Genomic DNA, 19,587 nt, shown 5'->3' on the forward strand with positions numbered 1-19,587 from the left:
GCAGCTTGATGCAAAGATTCTGGCGAGAAGGTTCAGGTTGACTCAGTGGTGCTCATCGCTGGAGCGGCACTATGAACCCGGTTACGCCCCATCTGTTTAGCCTGATATAACGCGATATCGGCCTGGCGCAGCAATTTCTCGATACCCCTTTCGGAGTCAGGGACAGTGGTGGCGATTCCTGCGCTGATGGTTACCACATTGCTTGTCGATGAGAAGTCGTGGGTGATGGCCAGTGCCTCTATTCGTTGTCGGACGTGTTCGGCCACCTGAGCCGCTCCGTGGGCGTCGGTATTGGGCAGTATCAGAATAAATTCTTCACCGCCGTAGCGGGCAACCAGATCGGCTGGGCGATGCAGGTAGGTGTTTAGCGTTGAGGCCACTTCGATCAAACATTCGTCCCCAGACTGATGGCCGTAGTTATCATTGAACGTTTTGAAGTGGTCTACATCGAGCATCACCACCGACAGTGGTTGTCTTTCGCGACGTAACCGTCCCCAAATCTGTTTCAGGTAAGCATCGCCCCGGCGGCGGTTGGCGACTCCCGTGAGTCCGTCGTGCTCTGCCAGATCTTTCAGTTCCTGATTGAGCTGTTGCAGGCGCGCTGTTCGCTCGGCGACCTTTTGCTCCAGTGTGCGTGAATAGTCTTGGACCTGTTCATAGAGGCGTGCATTCTCCAGGGCAACGGATGCCTGGGCGGTGAGCAGCCGGATAACCTCAACACGAGCCTCGGTGAAGACACCACTGGTGAGATTGTTTTCCATATACAGGGCGCCTTCAAAATGCTCCCGGCCAATGGGAACACACAATACGGATCGGGGCTGGCACCGGTTGACGTAAGGGTCCTGTGCAAACTGGGTGTCATTGGTCGCATCATGGAGAACCACAGCCTGACTTCCATGAAGGACCTGACTGATCAGGGTGATTGGCATAGGTACCTTGTCGCCATCGACTGTGGGTACCAGGGTGTGGCTGGGGAGGTTATCTGCCTGAAAGCCCTGTTCCGGAAGTTTACCGGCTTCAATGAATAGACGTCCGTCCCGGCGGGCCAGCAGACAGCCCCACTGTCCACCGGCATTTTCAAGCAGGATATTCAGTGTCGTTTTTAACAACTTGTCGAGCACGATTTCACCGGAAATCTCACGGGACGCTTTCATTACGGATGCGACGTCCAGTTCGCTCATGCTTCTCTGATTGATGGATTCGGGGGTGGCCAGCACCAGTTCATGTAATACTGGAAATTCCTGCTCCAGCAGAGCGGCTTTGCGCTTGGCGCCCCAGCGGCTGTAGAGTTGGTGGGCACCGCGAAGGTAGCCCTCAGCCGAGCGTCGCCGTCCGCAAGCCAGCAGGTGTCGCGCAGCCCGTTCACAGGCCGTGGCTTCGTCGCGAAGAAAACGGTGTTTCTGTGCGGTTTCGATAGCGGCGTCGTAATAATCCAGTGCGGCCATTTTATCGCCAGCCAGTCTGGCCAGCTCAGCCTGCATCAGATATTGAAGATGACGGAAGTTTTCCTCGCAGTTATCCGCCCAGCGGGTCATTCGTGCCAGATCCTGTTGCAGTCGCTGTAAGGTCTCGGCTTGTTCCTGTTCCTCCATATGGGGGTAACGACTGGACAAGGTCAGGCAGGCGATGATGTAAAAGCGGACCAGTTGGGGGAGGGACATGGCTGACTTGATCAGTTTGTCCTGTGCCCGGACATGCTCAAGGGCTCGCTCTTCATCACCATAGAGCAGGTTTAGTTCGGCGTGGTAGATATGGTAGTTGGCAATGCCCGTCATAAACTGACGCTGGCGCATGCCCTCAAGGCACTGTTGTTCGTCAAAGCTGCTATCACTGAGCGAGCTTTGGGATTCGGTCAGCCCCAAAAGATTGCGTTGCTGCTGCAAGAACAGGGTGCCTGAATCCAGAGAGTCCTGATAAGCGCACTCGCGGACAATCTCCAGCAGCTCGGCATGTTGTTGCTCGGCGGTATCGAGTTCCAGTGTCGGATCCCAAATCACACAGTCCTGTGCGCTGTATGCCAGGTAGAGCAGATCTCCCGTCTGGTAACCGGCTTCGATGCCTTTGCGGAACCAGGGAGTCAGGCTCGACCAGTGGTTGCTCCAGTGATGTACGAACATGGCGTACACGTAAATCACACGTGCCCGCAAAGTCAGGTCGTCCAGGCGCTCGTTAATGGCCAGTCCGACTTTGCCGTATTGATAACCGAGGGCAGGCTCATCCAGTTCACCGCACAGCAGCATACCGTAACTGGCGTAGGCGAAGGCGGATTCCGGGCTGTTGCCGTGACGTAGGGATAGATTGGCAGACTTCAGTACCAGATAGGCAAACAGATTGCCGCTGCCAGAGAGGAAGGCTGCGGCAAAAATCTCCATCAAAAGTCGCATGGCTATCAGGGTTGCTTTATCTTCCACCAGTGGAGCATTAACGAGATCCTCGATCTTGCGTTCGCCCAGATTCTCGAGGATTCTTCGTCGCTCTTCAGTAATATCCGCCTGTGTCGGTTGGTCGGTAAATTCTATTCCGAGTAGGTTAAGGCCTTGAATGGCAGAGAGAATGGAGTCTTTCATGCGCCCGAGAGTGGCATATTGGCGCGTACGGATGGCAAGGATATCCCCGCGTTCCAGATCCGATTTTGCGTGCTGCAACATCAGTTCGATCCACTGTTCCGCCTCTGCTGTGTGACCGGTCAGGTAAGTACACTGCTGGATTTCAGCGGCCAGTGCTCGCATCAAGTCTGGAACCTGTTGCCAGGGATCTGCGGGAAGCAGTTCGGTCGCTATCCGGAGATAAGACAAAGCAGCTTCGTATGCGGCGGAATGTTTTGCCCGCTCTCCGGCGCGCACATTCAGTTCGGCCAGCTGCAACCTTTCCGGGTCGGACTTGATCAAAGAGCGACCTTCGTTCAGGTGGCCGACAATATCGATAAGGCGGTCTGCAGGAACTGCGGCTGCAGCCGAACCATTTGTTGTGTCGTGAACACTGGCATGCTCCAGCATTAAGCGTCCTACAGAATAGTGCACTTGCTGCTGTTGTTTCACTTCAATAAGAGCGTAGGCGGCCTGATGCACGCGGTCATGCTGAAAACGATAGCTGGGGTTGAGTGGCGTTGTTTGTGCGTGTTTACCGTTACGCGAGTCTGATTCCAGATTACTGCTGACCAGACGATAATCATTATGCAGGGGCAGAACGGTGTGCTGCTTGAGTGCTGGCAGCAGTGCCGCAGCGGTTTCTGCAGTGGACTTTTGATAAATGATTGCCAGGGTTTGCAGATCAAAGGTTCCGCCAATACAGGCAGCCAATTGCAAGGCCTGTTGTGTTTCTGGCTGCAGTCGTCGCAGATTATCCAGCATGAATTCTACGACATCACTGCTGACTTCAGACCAGCGTGGAGCATCCAGCGTCCAGTTCCAGTGACCGGCGTTGGGGTCGTAGGAAATCGAGTTCTGCTTGTGCAGTTCACGCAAGAGTTCATTGGTAAAAAAAGGATTGCCCTGAGCCTTGTTGTACAGCAAGTCGCTTAGCGGACGTGTCTCGTTCACTTCACGGTAGAGGGCATCGGCCACCAGACGGGCTACTGAGTCCTGATCCAAAGGGCCAATGGGCAGTTGATGAATTGGCTTTTGCGATTGTAGATCGTCGAGCAGAAGGCGCAGCGGGTGCCCCACGCCGACTTCGTTGCTCCGATAAGCGCCAATCAACAGCAGATGACTCAGATCGTGGGAAGTCACAAAGCGGCGCAATAATTCCAGCGTTGGTGCATCGCTCCACTGCAAATCGTCGAGAAACAGTACGACGGGGTGCCCTTCGTCTGCAAAGACGCGCAAAAAGTTTGTCAATACAATATGCAGGCGGTTGCGGGCTTCAGCGGGGGGCAGTTCTACAACGGCTGGCTGTGGGCCAATGATCAATTCCAGTTCGGGGACTAACTCCATGACCAGATGAGCGTTGGGTGACAAAGCTTCCAGTAAGCGTTGCTGCCAATTTTGCAGAGCGTCTTCAGGCTCCGCCAGGATCTGTTGCACCAGACCACGGAACGCCGTCGCGAGAGGGGTGTAGGCTTCTCCCTGATGGAACTGGTCAAATTTGCCCTGTACCAAAAATCCACGTTCTCGAACCAGAGGTTGGTCGATCTCATTCACCAGCGCGGATTTGCCCACACCTGAGTAACCGTGCACCAGACAAAATTCATTGCGGCCACTGACTGCAGCTTCAAACAGAGCCAGCAGTGTCTGCAATTCGTTTTCGCGGCCATAGAGTTCTTGCGGGATCAGAAATTTCTGTACCCTGTCGTGCTGACCCAATTCAAAGGGGGCAATGTTCTGCTCTGTCGTCAGCAGATCGGCACAGTGTTCCAGATCGTGTATCAGCCCTTCAGCGCTTTGATAGCGAGCTTCAGGACTCTTGGCCAGCAGTTTGAGGACGATGGCCGAAAGGGCTTCCGGCACATGGGCTGCAATGTCATGCGGGGCAGGCGGCAGACGACTGATGTGAACGTGCACCCATTCCAGCAGATTATCCGCCTTAAATGGTCTCTCGCCTGTGAGCAGTTCGAACAACAAAATACCCAGCGAATAATAATCGGAGCGATAATCCAGATCCCGGTTCATGCGGCCGGTTTGTTCTGGTGACAAATAGGGCAGTGGTCCTTCGAGACGATGTGACATCTGCACTGCCTGACGCTCCTGATCCAGTTCGGATGCAATGCCAAATCCAGCAAGGGCTATAGCGCCTGTGGCGGGATTGAAAAAAACATGTTCAGGCGTCAGGGCTTTGTGGACGAGATCCCGAGAGTGTATCTGCCCAAGGATTCGGGTGAGTCGCAGAATGATATCCAGTGCGTCAGCCAGAGGCAGGCCGTTTTCTCCGTGCTGATTTTCAATCGTCCGGTTGAGATGTGCCCGAAGGGTGTTTTCAGACAGTTCGGCGACCAGGGCCAGATTGCCGCTGCCGTGAGGAATTACATCAAAAACTCTGCGAACACCCTCAATGCCCGACAGGCGATGAGTGATCTCACTTTCTCGACGAATTCGCGCAATTTGCTGGCGGTCCGGGTACTCGGATTCGACCGTTTCCAGCTCCACGGAGACGTTGTCGGCCAATCGACGGGCACGGTAAATGACGTGACCGTTGTGTCGACGTAATACCGAACCGACTTCATAGCCGGGTAATTGCAGTTCCTCCGCCACTGAGCTTCTCCGTGCCGCAGGATCAGACGTTGAAGAGTCGGTTGAAGGTACTGCAGTAGGCTTCATGCGCCGTGTCACGCAAGGGAGAGCCGTGACCACACAGGGCGTGCTTGAACGAAAGTTGTTTCAGACGGGCAAAGTCGTCAGCGGCAGGCGTGGCTGCCTGAAGCCAGACCGGCCCGAGATTCGCTGCTGTGAAAAAACCCATTTCCTGCATCATGGATCGAGAGGCGTCAGAGAAATACTCATCCGGTGCCAGCCAGTTCTGCAAGGCATCGCAGGCGATGACAATACCGCCGGCTCGCTCAAGTCGCAGAATGCCCTCTGGGAGCTGGGTAGTGGTGAACTGAAACAATGTGGCATCCGCGAGAGGGAGCGGACCTTCCTGGGTAAGTGGGCGACCGGAAATTGGGGGAATGGTTTGATTTTGCTCCGTGCCATGATCGCACTGTTCACTTTCCATGCCGGGCATGACCCAGTATTGGGCGTCATAATGGCGAACATAAAATTCATCATCCCGACCGTGAAGCGCTCCAAGTCTGATCACATCAGTGACCTGCCCGAGCTTGTTCAACTCCGTCAGGCCTTCGTCGCTCAGGCGCACACTGTTGATCAGTACCAGACGCTCACCTTCGCGGACGATGGTCATGTTGCGGCTGAATTGCCAGTCCGTATCCATAAGGACGGTTTCCATGGCGCCACTGACGAAAAATACATCGTCAAAGACTTCTTCAATAGTTCCGTGGGGCAGTGCCGCGGGCATCAGGGTCGGGGAAAACGGTTCCATCGTTACACTCGTCAAGTTTGTGCTGTTGTTGATGTGTTTTCTTGCTGTTCAGTTCTCGTCATAACTGAACTGGCCAGCGTAGCGGTACTCTCTGGCATACTCATTGAGATACGCATTGAGATATTCCCGCTGGGCCTTGTTAAGGCGTCCCTGCCTGATGTCTTCCATGGATTCATTGCTGGTACTGCTGTCCAGGCGCTTAAGATGAAACAGGGTCATATCCTGTCCACCGAAGAACCCTTTCAGAAAAGTATGCAGAGAGCGTGCCTCTGTCATATCAAAAACCGATCCCCATAATGAGGTGTATAAAGGGTGTTGGGCCAGATCGTTGGCATTAAATACAGGGTAGTCGCCGGGTGGGGGGCAGAAGGTCGGGTAAACCGCCGGCTGATGCAGGGGCTGGCTTGCCAGATCTTCAATATAGCTGTTGTCGAGTCCGGCACTGCGAGCACCCTCGACAACGATATTCAGATAGCGGCGACTGGGCAGGCACCGGTTGTCGATAAATTCCGGAATGCCGATGTAAGTCATTGCACTCACTGGTGCGGCATCGGTTTCAGTTTCTACCTCGATCGTGATGCGATCATAACCGTGACCACAGGCCTCAGCAGCATCCAAAGGGGCCAATGCCTCATCGGGGCAGTCGTAGAGGATGCCCAGCACACGATCGGCGGGATTGTCGCTGGGCTCGATGTTGCAGACCCCACCTTCATGGCGAAAGAAATGCTGAACATTAAAGCGCAAGCGCCAACCGTACAGGGCCGCACGACGAGCAGACAGGGGAATGACCCCCTTGGCTCGCAGTGACGTCATGTTCAAGTTGGAGCCAAAGCCGAAATAGCGAAACATTCTGTTATCAAGCACCCTTCCCAGTGTCAGCCCGTATCACACTCTATTGGTGACTTCTGAGTACTGACGCCAAAATTGCTATAACAATACAGGGATCATGGCTGAAATCAATATTTCGATGGCAGCAAGCTCCTATCTCTTTTTATACGGTGCTTTCTGCGTCAAATATACCGTGCTCTCTCTCGGTCAAAACTTGCAACTCCGTGACCTATGGTCGATGTTTAGGGGGATTTGTCGATAAATCCAAGCTGCTGCGGAGGTTTTACATGAGTGTCCTTTTATTGCTGTTCAGTGCCCTGGTGCTGTTGTATCTGGGGGTGGGAGGCTCAACCGCAGCATTGGTGCTGGTGATCGCCACCGTATTCGGTCTGGTTCTGGATGGATTCCATATTCTAAGTATTGTGTTTGGGGGTGTTTTGCTGGCTCTGGGGCTTATCTTGGTGCTCCCAGGTGAGTTGCGGAAAGATAAGCTCAGCCGCCCTTTGTTGGGTTGGGTGCGAGGACGATTGCCGACGTTGTCAGATACAGAGGCAGAAGCCCTGAAATCCGGCACTGTCGAGTGGGACGGAGAGCTGTTTTCCGGACAGCCGCAATGGAACAAACTATTGGATGCAAAACCGGCAACCCTCAGTCCGGAAGAGCAGGAGTTCCTCGATGGTCCGGTAGAAACCCTGTGTAGCATGCTCGATGACTGGGCAATTACTCATGAACATTTCGATTTGCCCGAGGAAGTTTGGCAATTCATTCGGGACAATGGCTTTTTTGGCTTGGTGATTCCCAAAGAGCAGGGCGGCAAAGGGTTTTCCAACACGGCCCACTCAGAGATCGTGATGAAACTCTCCACCCGCAGTGTGTCGGGGGCCGTCACGGTCATGGTGCCCAACTCTCTGGGGCCAGGCGAGCTGTTGATGCACTACGGCACAGACGAACAGAAACAGCATTATTTACCTCGCCTGGCCAGTGGTGAAGAGATTCCCTGTTTTGCTCTGACTTCCCCTATGGCGGGTTCCGATGCTGGTGCCATTCCGGACAAAGGCATCGTCTGCAAAGGGCAGTGGCAAGGGGAGGAGGTTCTGGGCCTGAAAGTGACCTGGAACAAGCGCTATATCACTCTGGCGCCAGTTGCGACTCTGATTGGGCTTGCCATCAAGGTGTATGACCCGGCGGGCTTTCTCGGAGGGGATGACGGTGATGTCGGTGTGACCTGTGTTCTGCTGCCACGGGATCTGGACGGAGTGAATGCCGGAGCCCGTCATCTGCCCATGAATACGGTCTTTATGAATGGTCCGACCTGGGGAACCGATGTCTTTATCCCGATGAGTCAGGTGATCGGTGGGCAGGAGATGTTGGGCAAAGGCTGGACCATGTTGCTGGAATGCCTGTCCATAGGCCGTTCAATTTCTCTGCCGGCACTGGGAACAGGAGCTGGCAAGGTTGCCAGTCTGGCAACTGGATCCTATGCCTTGGTGCGCGAACAGTTTGGTCGTACCATCAGCCAGTTTGAAGGCGTGCAGGAAGCTCTCGAGCCGGTTGCCGGTTACACCTACATGATGGATGCAGCGCGCCTGCTGACTGCCGGAATGCTGGATCGCGGCGTCCGACCGTCTGTGCCGTCAGCGGTACTCAAGTACCGTAACACCGATCTGATGCGGGAAGTCATTAATCACGCCATGGATGTAGTCGCCGGACGTGGAGTCATCACTGGCCCGCGCAACTTTCTCGCACGGGGGTATCAGGCCGTGCCCATTGGCATCACGGTGGAAGGGGCCAATATTCTCACCCGCAGCCTGATGATCTTTGGGCAGGGGGCAATTCGCTGCCATCCGTTTATCGTTAAAGAAATTGAAGCGGCGGGAATGGATGATGAGTCTGCTGCAGTGAGCAGTTTTGATGAGGTGTTCTACCGTCATCTGGCTTACACCACCCGCAATGGTCTGCGCGCTTTTGTTCTGGGCGTGACGAAAGGGTACCTGGAGCCCGTTCCCGATTTGGGAGACATAAAACCATACTATCGCCAGCTCGCACGTTTTTCGGCGGCTTTCTCCATGATGACCGATGTGACGTTGTTGAGTATTGGGGGTGGTCTTAAAGCGCGTCAGCGTTTATCCGGACGAATGGCGGATTGTCTTGTCCAGCTGTATTACGCCACGGCAGTGATCAAGCAATGGCACGAAGAGGATTATGCCGAAGATCAGCGCCCGGTGGTGGAGTGGTGCCTGAAAATGTGCCTGCGGGATCTGCAGGCTTCCATGCGCCAATTGATCATCAACTTCCCGGTTAAGGCGTTACGCTGGCCTCTTCGATTGCTGGTGTTTCCACTGGGGGCCACCGGTCTTAATGGCCCTGATGATCGCCTGGGGGCCGAAGTGGCGGCCAGTATTGTTAACGATACCCCGCTGCGCCAACGCATTGCCCGCGGCTGTTACATCAACACCGATCCGGAAGATCCATTGGGTCGTGTCCTGAACGCGTACAAGCTTGCCAATGAAACCCGTGAATTGCGTGAGCGTCTGCACGATGCCATGCGCCAGCGAAATGCCGATGAATTGAGTGGTATCGATTTGTTAATGGGGCATCAGCGTAAGGAATTGGTGGATTGGGCGTATTCTGAAAACGTAATAACAGAAGAAGAGCGTGAACCTCTGCTGGAAGCTCTGACGGCGTTGTACGACGTGATTCGTGTCGACGCATTCGATGGGGATGGCTTACAGGCGCTGGCGGAATGTGCCAAAGGCAAGCGCAGAGTGGTTGAGCGCCCGGCCAGACACGAGTAATACTGTGCTTAGTGCTTCCGTTGGCCATGTATGCAACTAGTGTTCAGTTTGGCTTTGCCTTGATGCATGTCGTCCCCCCTGATAAAACCGGGGCAAATGCCGGATCACTGAAAGTTCTGGTGATTAACTCCATGCAGAAGTTCATGCTTGAGGAGAGTCGGGATTGCTTGTCATTGTTCTTGAGTCCGAATATGAAAAAGTCTTTCCCGACCTGATTGATCAAACGACTGTACTGACTGACGTTGTGGTACATCACGAGATTGTCAGCGAAGAGTATTACTCGACGCGAGTTTGCCAAGGACAGGGGGGCTAGAAATATTCGTCTTCATCCAGGAAGTTATCAATGGCGCCATGTAGGGAAGAGCGCAGTTTTTCCCGGTTGAGTAATTTCCGCTGTACCGGATCGGGAAGCTCGGTAAAGAGAATCACATTCTTTGCCACCAGCAAGTGAATCAAATCCTCAGTAACCCGTGCAATTTCCTTATCTGACTCGGCCAGTGCAAACTTGGGGTCGAGATCCTCGTCATGATTCAAAAAAGCGCCCACATCCGGATGGTCGGCTGAAACGAATTCATCAGCACCGACAGCAGGCTCGTTGAGCAGGGCAATGATATGGCCTTTGGAGTTACGAATGGCATAGGGCATGGTGAATCCTGCGGTTGCAAGGCTTTCTTGCTATAGAGTAGGGTGGATGAATATTTTATAACTTTGCCGTTCAAATCAGTATGATGCAACATAGCTACAAGATCAGACACTTTCGTTTACAATGCATCGACTATTAATCATCAGTGAATTTTTATGACTGTTCAAGGCCCATCTGATTTGTTTAAGGACCGCACTTCGCCCGCGGACGCCACTGAAGGGGTATTTGATCCGTTGCTGACCTGCTTGATGCAGCTGGCTCGTCTGGAACACAGGCCTTGCTCCCGGGCTTCTGTCACCGCAGGTTTGCCGTTGGTTAAAGAGCGTCTGACCCCGGAGTTATTTGTTCGGGCGGCGGGGCGTGCGGGCTTGAAGGCACAGGTTGTTAAGCGAGAGTTATCCGCGATCAGCTCTCTGGTGTGTCCGGTCGTGCTGCTGCTGAAAGATGATCAGGCGGTTGTGTTGGTGAAGGTGGATACCAAGACCAGGCAGGCATTGGTTCTGGATCTTGAGACCGATGGTGAGCAGCGTATCGACCTTGACGAGCTCGAAGGCTATTACTCAGGTTACTGTATTTTCGCCAAACCGACTTTTCGGTTTGATAGCCGCACCCAGAATATCAAGCCCCGCCGTCAGGGACACTGGTTCTGGAGTGTGATCGCCGGTTCCTGGCGGATCTATCGGGATGTGCTGCTGGCCTCTCTGTTGATCAATATCTTTGCACTTGCCAATCCCCTGTTCGTGATGAATGTTTACGATCGGGTTGTTCCCAATAATGCTCTGGAAACTCTGTGGGTACTGGCAATCGGTGTGGCGATTGTCTACGGGTTTGATCTGTTATTGAAAAGTCTGCGCACCTATTTTCTCGAAGTGGCCGGAAAAAAGTCTGACATCCTGTTGTCCAGTTATATTCTGGAGCGGGTGCTTGGTGCCAGGATGTCTGAGAAAGCCCAGTCCGTTGGGGCTTTTGCCAGTCAGTTGCGGGAGTTCGAAACCGTTCGCAACTTTATCACTTCAACCACCGTAACCACGTTTGTTGACTTGCCCTTCGTGATCCTGTTCCTGCTGGTGGTGGCTTATATTGGCGGGCCAATTGTACTGGCACCTTTGGCTGCGATTCCTTTGATTATTGGTTACGCACTGTATATCCAGAGGCCTCTGCGTTATGCCGTGGAGCAGACCTACCAGGCGGGTGCCCAGAAGAACGGAACGCTGGTCGAGACACTCTCCAGTCTGGAAACCGTGAAAATTCTTGGTGCCGAAGGGCGAATTCAGGGGACCTGGGAAGCGTCAGTTGGCCATCTTGCCCGCTGGGGACAAAGGATGCGGGTTTTGTCCAGTTCCTCGGCAACGGTGTCGTCGGGAATTATTCAGTTTACTTCTGTGGCTGTGGTGGTGATTGGCGTTTATCTGATTGCCGAGCGCGAACTGACCATGGGGGCTTTGATTGCTTCAGTCATGCTGACTTCCCGCGCGCTCTCGCCAATGGGGCAGGTGGCCGGTTTGTTGGTAAATTATCATCAAACGGTGACGGCCTATCAGGGGCTGGAGCAGGTGATCGCCAAGTCGCAGGAGCGGGAAGAAGAGCAGTCATTTATTCAGCGCCCTCAGCTGGAGGGCAGTGTTCGGTTTGATAAGGTGCGTTTTTCCTATCCCGACGAAGAGATTGCTTCGCTGGATGGTATTTCGTTTGAGATCAAGGCGGGTGAGCGGGTTGGGATTATTGGCCGTATCGGATCCGGCAAAACTACCTTGCAAAAATTGATGTTGGGGCTCTACCAGGCTCAGGAAGGTTCCGTGTTGGTGGACAATGTCGATATCAAACAAATTGATCCAGCCGACTTGAGACAGAATATTGGTTGTGTTCCGCAGGATACCGTTCTGTTTTACGGCTCGGTGAAAGACAACATCATCTACGGCGCACCACACGTCGAAGATCACGATATTATTCGCGCTGCAGACATCGCCGGAGTGACAGAGTTTGTGAACAGCCATCCCATGGGTTTTAATCGCCCGGTGGGAGAGAGAGGGCATGCTCTGTCCGGGGGGCAAAGGCAGGCTATCGCAGTGGCCCGTGCCGTGTTGAAGGATCCACCGATGTATGTGCTGGATGAGCCTACCACGGGAATGGATCATAGCAGTGAGGTACGGCTCAAAGAGAAACTGGCCGCAGTTACCGAAGGTAAAACATTGATTCTGGTGACCCACAAAACCGCTTTACTGTCTTTGGTTGATCGGGTTCTTGTTCTCGACAGCGGCAAGCTGATCGCAGACGGTCCGAAAGAGCAGGTTCTGGAAGCATTACGAAAAGGGCAGCTCCGTGTTACATAACCTTAAAGAAGCGCTTAAACAGGAGTGGCAAGGCAAGCCCCTGTGGAAACAGTGGTTTGAAGCTGAATCAAAAGCGGATGTTGAGGAAATCAGTTATATGTCCTCAGCCGCTGGTGCCGTTATGGAGCGCTCCCCCCGTGGTGGGCAGCAGTTATTGTGGGCTATTGCAGCGTTTTTTTTGGTCATGCTGCTGTGGGCTGCATTTGCCAATGTGGATGAGTTTACCCGGGGCGAGGGTAAGGTTATTCCTTCGAGTAATGTTCAGGTGGTACAAAATCTGGAAGGCGGGATTCTGGCTGAGCTGTATGTCCATGAAGGACAGATGGTTCAGCGTGGTGAACCCTTGCTGCGCATTGATGATACCCAGTTTTCCTCGTCACTGCGGGAAGCTGATGTCACCGTGATGCAGCTTAAAGCCAAGGTGGTGCGTCTGAAAGCCGAAGCTGAAGGAGAGACCTTTGGTGTCGATGGCTATCCGGACATCGCACCGCCATATCTGTATGAGCAACTGGCCATTCATGAGTCCCGCAGCCGTGAACTGGAAAGCCGTATTCAGGTTCTGCAGGAGCAGGTTGAGCAGAAGAAGCAGGAGTTGTCCGAGCTCAGTGCGAAGCGGGATCACTTAAGTCGCAGCCTTGAATTACTCAAAAGTGAGCTGGCAATGACGGCGCCGCTGGCGGCAGAAGGGGCAATTTCAAAGGTTGAGCTGTTGCGTCTGGAGCGTCAGGTAAATGATCTGGAAGGTGAGCTGCAAGGTGCGGAGCTGGCATTACCCCGTGCCGAGTCCAGTCTGAAAGAGGCGAAGCAGAAGCTCAGTAATGCCGATCTGGCGTTTCAAACCGAGGCCTACACTGAAATGAGTGAGGCCCAATCGGAATTGTCCCGCCTGCTTGAAACCAGTGATGCACTGGAAGACAGGGTTCAGCGCACGCTGGTTACCTCGCCTGTATCAGGGACGGTTAAACAGCTGTTGCTTAAAACCATCGGTGGGGTGATTCAGCCGGGTATGGATATTGTCGAAATTGTGCCCACCGATGACAAGCTGCTGGTTGAGGCCAAGGTTCGCCCGTCGGATATTGCCTTCCTGCATCCGGGGCAGCAGGCCAAGGTGAAATTTACCGCTTATGATTTCTCGATTCACGGCGGTCTCGACGGAAAGGTCGTACTCATCAGTCCGGACACTATCGTGAATGACAAGGACGAAAGCTTTTATCTGGTGCGTATTGAGACCGATCGCGCCTTTCTGGGCAGTGAATCCCAACCGCTGCCTATCATTGCTGGCATGACAGCCAGTGTCGATATCCTAACGGGTAAAAAGACCGTACTGGACTACCTGTTAAAGCCCATCCTCAAAACCAAGCAGTTGGCGCTCAGAGAGAGATAAGGTTGTCAAAAAAATGACGCCATCTCCTCTTTGAGCTTGCATTTGAGCGGTGCCAATCACTTTTCCCTATTTTTCTCCCAGCCAAACGTATTTTTTGTATTTTTTGTGACTGAATTGTCGCATTTTTAAACGATTAATGCGTTTAAGTGATTAAAAAGATGTTCTTTAAATAGATTATTGTCTGTAAAATTCTTATTTGTGAACTGTGTCACACTTTCTATGAGAAGGGATTCATTCCAAATATGAGAACGCTACAGATTTTGTGGGTTGGTCTGGTGTTGGTCAATATGACGCCCTATGCCAGCGCCCTAACGTTAAAAGAGACCGTGCAGCACACCCTGGAAACACATCCAGAGGTTCTGGCTGCTCATCATGTTGTCCAATCTCGCGGTGAAGAAGTTCGTGAGGCAAAAGCCGGTTATTTGCCCACGGTTGACCTCGCGGCCGGAATTGGTCGTCAAACCGTTGAAGCGCCCTCGACCGGTGATGAAGAGGTCTCGTTGACCCGGCACGAGGCGTCCGCTTCTGTTCGCCAGATGCTGTTTGATGGCTTTGCCACCAGTGAAGAGGTCAACCGTCAAGAAGCCCGTCAATCCAGTGCCAGTTACAAGGCGGTTGAAGTTGAAGAGAATACAGCCCTCAGAGTGGCTGAGGTTTACCTTAATTTGCTACGCCAGAGTCAACTGCTGGATCTTGCTCGCGAAACCTTGCAAGAGCATCAAAATATTCATGATCAGATGGTTTTGCGGAATAAGTCCGGTGTGGGCAGCAAGGCCGATCTGGACCAGATTACTGCCCGTCTGGCGTTAGCCCAGAGCAATATGATTACCGCGCAAAGTAATCTTCTGGATGCGAAAACGAATTTCTATCGAGTCACCAGTATCTATCCGAATCTTGATGAGCTGAAAATGCCAACCGTCAACCAGGTGTTACCTTCATTGATTCAAGATGCCGAGAAGACAGCTGTTGAGCAGCACCCAACTCTTCTTTCTGCCACTGCTGATGTGGAATCTGCTGAAGCCCAATATCAGGCTACAGAGAGCAATTACTGGCCGCGATTGCAGCTGGAAGCCGATCAGCGCTGGGATGAAGATGTAGACGGTATCGAAGGTGATAACGAAGACACCGTTGTGGCGTTACGTATGACTTACAACCTCTACAACGGTGGCGCAGATAAGGCTCGCCGGAAAAGTACCGCATATTTACTGGAGCAGGCCAGGGATATCCGCAACAACACCCACCGACAAGTGATCGAAAGTCTGCGTCTGTCCTGGACTGCCTTTCAAACCATTCAAGGTCAGATGCCCTATCTGGAAATGCATGTGAAAGCAGCTACAGATACTCGCGAGGCTTATCAAAAGCAATTCAATATCGGCAAGCGGACATTACTGGATTTGCTCAATACCGAAAATGAAGTGATTGAATCGAAAAGAGCCTTGATCAATGCAAACTACGACGGTGTTTTCTCTCAGTATCGGGTTCTGAATTCAATGGGCCAATTACTTAAAGATATAGGCGGGGCGTAAGCAGGCTCTGACCGTTGTAAACCAAGCAAAACTCTGGGGTTCTTTTGGGCCCTTTTGTGTGTAAAAGCGTAAATGAAGAGCGTTAACACTTATGGCAGATGAGCATATGACGGAAAATACAGAAACTCGCGATACTACCCGGAGTGAACACTGGTCAGCTGACGAAAATCAGGCTGTGCAGTCAGGTGTTGCACGCGTTACGGCCATCCAGGGGGATGTTTCTGCCCGCTCTTCTCAGCAGACCCAGTCCCTCCAGGAAGGGCAGTGGATTAGTTTGAACGAAACCGTGCTGACAGGCTCGGGAAGCGCTTTGGTTCTTACATTTAATAATGGTGCTGTGGTCACTCTTGGTCATGATCAGGCACTCACCATTGATCAGCGTCTGATCGCTCTTCTCGATAGCGCCGGGGAAAAAGACAGTATTGATGAGGCTGTTGATTTTGATCGATTGGCACAAGCTCTGGAAGACGGGCAGTCTCTTGAAGAATTACTGCCTAAACCCGCCGCAGGTGAAAATAACGTAGCGTCTACAGACAGCGCAATTGAGGGGGCATTCGCATCACCTACAACGGTGATCGGGTCACGCCGACCAGTGGCTTTGAAACAGAAGCTCTGGGCATCCAGCAAACGACAGGAGTTGATCGTCCCCAAGTAGGTCAGTTTACTTTGGGGGACTCAGACTCTGGTGGTCAACAACCTGAAGCTCCAGATTATTTGGTCGCTAACCTGATTGATACTTTTGTTAATGGTGTGACTTATACCACCTCTTCAGGTCTTACAGGATTAACGGGTGATCAGGGGAATCCAGGTTCCTTTGCTTATCGCACTGGTGACACAGTTACTTTTTCTGTTGGCGATGTAACCGTTGCCCAATTCAGTGCTGATGTCATTGAAAATGGCTTGTTGTTTCTGCAGGACATTGTTGGGACTGAACTTTCAGACAGCAATACCAACTATCTCGAAAATATGGCCATTTTCCTGCAGGCCCTGGACGATGATCTGCAAGATAGCACACCCAATGACGGTATTTTGCAGACTGATGATCTGCAAAATACCAGCGATAGCTATGCGACCAACATCAATATTGCTCAGGCAGTTCGCGATGCACTGACCGGTTACATCGATCCGACGACCGGTGAGCCGCTGAATCTGGCAACCGCTGGTAAGGAAATGTTGTCCCTGGTTCTTTCATCGCTCGGGATTGAGTTCACCCGCGAGAGTGAGCTGGATTCCAGCGGACAGGGCGAGAATGTCTTTGAAAGTCAGGCCATGGAGCATGTGGCTGATGTCATACAGCAGTTGGCCGGTGACCGTGCTCCGGAATCTACAGATGAGCGACTGGCCGATAGTATTAATGTCCCAGGCGGGACGGTGCGTTACAACTACAGTGAATTGGATGGTGAAATCACGTTCAATACCGGCGATCTCCTCGCAGGGGCTGTAGGCCAGCAGGTAATTACACAAAACCTGGTGGTAAAGAACGTACAGCTAAGTGCAGCCTACCAGGATATAGGCACTCTTGAAGATCGTGGCAACGGTAACTATGCCATCGTTTTGAAAGAAGGCTTTGATCAGTACGATTTGGAAGGTCTGACCCTCGATTACAGAGTGGAAGACTGGACGGCAATTAAAGAAGTAACTTCATCCACTCAGGATAGCTACAAGTCTCATCTGTCCGCAGATATCGATGATGTCAATGAAGGGGACGGATTCAATCAGTTTACTCTAAAGAGTGAACTCACTTTTGATACCGACTCAATCCTCAATATCAACTTTACCAGTGAGAACCTGAGTGCCGCGCTGGGCTACCAAATTGCAGAGTACGGGGATGACTACCTCGTACCCATTGAATATTCTAACGATGGTGGCGTGACCTGGCAGGTGATGGAGCAGACCAGCATCGAGTACGATGAGTTTGGTGTTCCCCGTCCAATTTTCAGCTTCGTTATGGAGGCGGGAAACAACGCTGTTGAGATCCGTGTTCCCATCTTTGATGATGCAAAAATTGAAAGTACTGAATATTTCGATGCGGTTGTTTCGGGTGATAACGTCTATGACGAGCAACTTCAATTTGCTATCACCGATAACGACAGCGATGGATCAAACCTTCCTCGTATCAATATCGACTTTGTCTACGCGATTGAAGGGCAGGGTGATGCAGTTTTTACTCTGACGCTCAGCGAGCCTTCAAACTCTCCGGTCACTGTCGATTTCAGCACGGCTGATCTCGCTGCGAAAGCCGGTGAAGACTACATTGCTACATCAGGCACTGTTACCTTTGCTCCAGGTGAAACCACAGCGACAATTTCGGTTCCCATCATTGATGATCTGATTGTCGAGAGCAATCCCAATCCGGAAATGGCCCTGGTTAATCTGTCGAATCCATCGGGTGCTGTCCTGGTGGATAGTCAGGGTACTTTGCGTATCTTTGATAATGACGGCGTCGACAATACCAATGTTGGCATCACTCTGGATCCCGTTACTGATGACAACATCATCAGTGCGGCGGAAGAAAGCAGTACCATCACTCTGACTGGGACTGTCAACGCTAACGGTTTGAGCACCGGTATCGTGATTGTCACGGTTAATGGCATCAACTATCAAACCACGATGAATTCGAGTGATGGCAGCTTCTCGGTAGATGTCCCGGGCTCAGAACTCACTGCAGATGCTGATACTACCGTTGAAGCCGTAGTCTATGCATTTGGCGAAAATGGTGCGCAAGGCTCGGCCACTGATAGCCAAAGCTACACCATAAATTTGGATGGCATTTCACCCGTTACTGACTCGGATTCTGCGGATAATGCCGTCAATGAAAATGCCTTGAATGGTACCGAGGTTCGTATTACGGGGCTGGCAACCGATCCAGATACTTCGGATTCGGTCAGCTACAGTTTGAGTGATAACTACAATGGTGCTTTCACTATTGATCCTGTTTCGGGTGTAGTAACCGTTGCAGATGGCTCTAAGCTGGATTATGAAACTGACTCCACACCGACCATTGAAATTACTGCAACCTCAACCGATGGCAGCAGCAGTAAAGCAACCTTTACCATTGAATTGTCAAATGAAAATGACAACCCACCTACTGCCAGTCCTGTAAGACCACCGGCTATAGAGGAAGACAGCGGTCCGCATGTTATTGATCAAAGCAAATTATTGGCAGCTGCCAATGATGTCGATGGTGATGGGCTTGAGGCTGTAAACCTGCAAATTACCAGCGGCAACGGCACGCTCGACGATAATGGCGATGGTACCTGGACATACACTCCCGCGCTGAACGACGACACTGAAGTAGTCTTCAGCTATGACGTTACTGATGGTTCTCACACGGTTACGGGTGTCACCGCGACCCTGGATATTACGCCGGTGAACGACGACCCAGTGCTGACAGTCAGTAATCTGAGTGCGATAGAAGATGGTGTCAGCGTGAGTGGTACGCCGAGTTTTACCGACGTGGACACCGGGGATACGCACACCTACAGCGTGAGCACCCTGGGCGCGGGTCAGGGCAGCGTGAGCATCAATCCGACCACAGGTGAATACACCTACAGTGTCGGCAGTGACTTCCAGAGTCTGGCTGCGGGTGAAGAAACCACCGTCAGCTTCGACGTGACCGTGACCGACAGAGAAGGTGGCAGTGACACCGAGATCGTGACGGTGACCATCACGGGCACCAACGACGGTGCGGTCATCGGTGGCGATGCGGTGGGTGCGGTGACCGAAGATGCGGATGATCCGACCCTGAGCGACACCGGCACGCTGAGCATCAGCGATGATGATGCGGGCGAGGCGATCTTCCAGACTGAGCCATCGAGCATCACCGCGAGTGCGGGCGCGCTGGGCAGCTTGAGCATCACCAGTGCGGGCGTGTGGACGTATACGGTTGCGAATGCCGACGTTCAGTACCTGGGCGAAGGTGATACGAAAGAAGAAACCTTCACTGTGTTGTCAGCGGACGGCACGGCGCACGACATCGTTGTGACCATCACGGGCACCAACGACGGTGCGGTCATCGGTGGCGATGCGGTGGGTGCGGTGACCGAAGATGCGGATGATCCGACCCTGAGCGACACCGGCACGCTGAGCATCAGCGATGATGATGCGG

General features: G+C 52.6%; 11 protein-coding genes. 7 read left to right on the forward strand and 4 right to left on the reverse strand.

The genetic code is table 11. The features are described 5' to 3' along the window. Positions 1-32: 32 nt before the first annotated feature. The 3 genes from KOI40_RS17855 to KOI40_RS17865 are packed head-to-tail and all read right to left on the reverse strand — an operon-like array spanning position 33 to position 6,822. Positions 33-5,186, reverse strand: coding sequence for a diguanylate cyclase domain-containing protein (locus KOI40_RS17855; RefSeq protein ID WP_216098914.1), 5,154 nt, complete (start codon positions 5,184-5,186; stop codon positions 33-35). A 22-nt stretch (positions 5,187-5,208) separates the two neighbouring features. Next, positions 5,209-5,973, reverse strand: a complete 765-nt coding sequence (locus KOI40_RS17860; RefSeq protein WP_233710375.1) for a hypothetical protein — start codon at positions 5,971-5,973, stop codon at positions 5,209-5,211. A gap of 48 nt (positions 5,974-6,021) precedes the next feature. After that, the gene (locus KOI40_RS17865) at positions 6,022-6,822 is read right to left on the reverse strand and encodes a gamma-glutamylcyclotransferase family protein (RefSeq protein ID WP_216098915.1); all 801 of its coding nucleotides are present in this window, start codon (positions 6,820-6,822) and stop codon (positions 6,022-6,024) included. 266 nt (positions 6,823-7,088) lie between these two features. Here KOI40_RS17865 and KOI40_RS17870 point away from each other — a divergent pair, with 266 nt between their 5' ends. Next, positions 7,089-9,596, forward strand: a complete 2,508-nt coding sequence (locus KOI40_RS17870; protein ID WP_216098916.1) for an acyl-CoA dehydrogenase — start codon at positions 7,089-7,091, stop codon at positions 9,594-9,596. 163 nt (positions 9,597-9,759) lie between these two features. Then, positions 9,760-9,909: a hypothetical protein gene (locus tag KOI40_RS17875; protein ID WP_216098917.1), complete on the forward strand. Its 150-nt coding sequence runs from the start codon at positions 9,760-9,762 to the stop codon at positions 9,907-9,909. Here the strand turns inward: KOI40_RS17875 and KOI40_RS17880 are convergent. After that, entirely contained in the window at positions 9,906-10,241 is a 336-nt protein-coding gene (locus KOI40_RS17880; RefSeq protein ID WP_216098918.1) for a hypothetical protein, read from the reverse strand. The two genes, KOI40_RS17875 and KOI40_RS17880, sit on opposite strands and share 4 nt — an antisense overlap. 153 nt (positions 10,242-10,394) lie before the next feature. Between KOI40_RS17880 and KOI40_RS17885 the strand changes: the two genes are divergently transcribed. The 5 genes from KOI40_RS17885 to KOI40_RS17905 form a co-directional block, all read left to right on the forward strand. After that, positions 10,395-12,569 (forward strand): type I secretion system permease/ATPase, encoded by a 2,175-nt coding sequence (locus KOI40_RS17885; RefSeq protein WP_216098919.1) that lies wholly within the window; start codon positions 10,395-10,397, stop codon positions 12,567-12,569. Continuing rightward, entirely contained in the window at positions 12,559-13,953 is a 1,395-nt protein-coding gene (locus KOI40_RS17890) for an HlyD family type I secretion periplasmic adaptor subunit (RefSeq protein WP_369413204.1), read from the forward strand. The genes KOI40_RS17885 and KOI40_RS17890 overlap by 11 nt, the downstream gene beginning before the upstream one ends. A gap of 242 nt (positions 13,954-14,195) precedes the next feature. Beyond that, entirely contained in the window at positions 14,196-15,479 is a 1,284-nt protein-coding gene (locus KOI40_RS17895) for a TolC family outer membrane protein (RefSeq protein ID WP_216098920.1), read from the forward strand. A 91-nt stretch (positions 15,480-15,570) separates the two neighbouring features. Continuing rightward, positions 15,571-16,134 (forward strand): retention module-containing protein, encoded by a 564-nt coding sequence (locus KOI40_RS17900; RefSeq protein WP_216098921.1) that lies wholly within the window; start codon positions 15,571-15,573, stop codon positions 16,132-16,134. Between the two features lie 11 nt (positions 16,135-16,145). Beyond that, the coding region (locus KOI40_RS17905; RefSeq protein WP_216098922.1) for a VCBS domain-containing protein at positions 16,146-19,587 on the forward strand (3,442 nt) is incomplete at its 3' end.

This window comes from Pseudomaricurvus albidus, assembly GCF_018863235.1.
GTDB lineage: Bacteria > Pseudomonadota > Gammaproteobacteria > Pseudomonadales > Cellvibrionaceae > Pseudomaricurvus > Pseudomaricurvus albidus.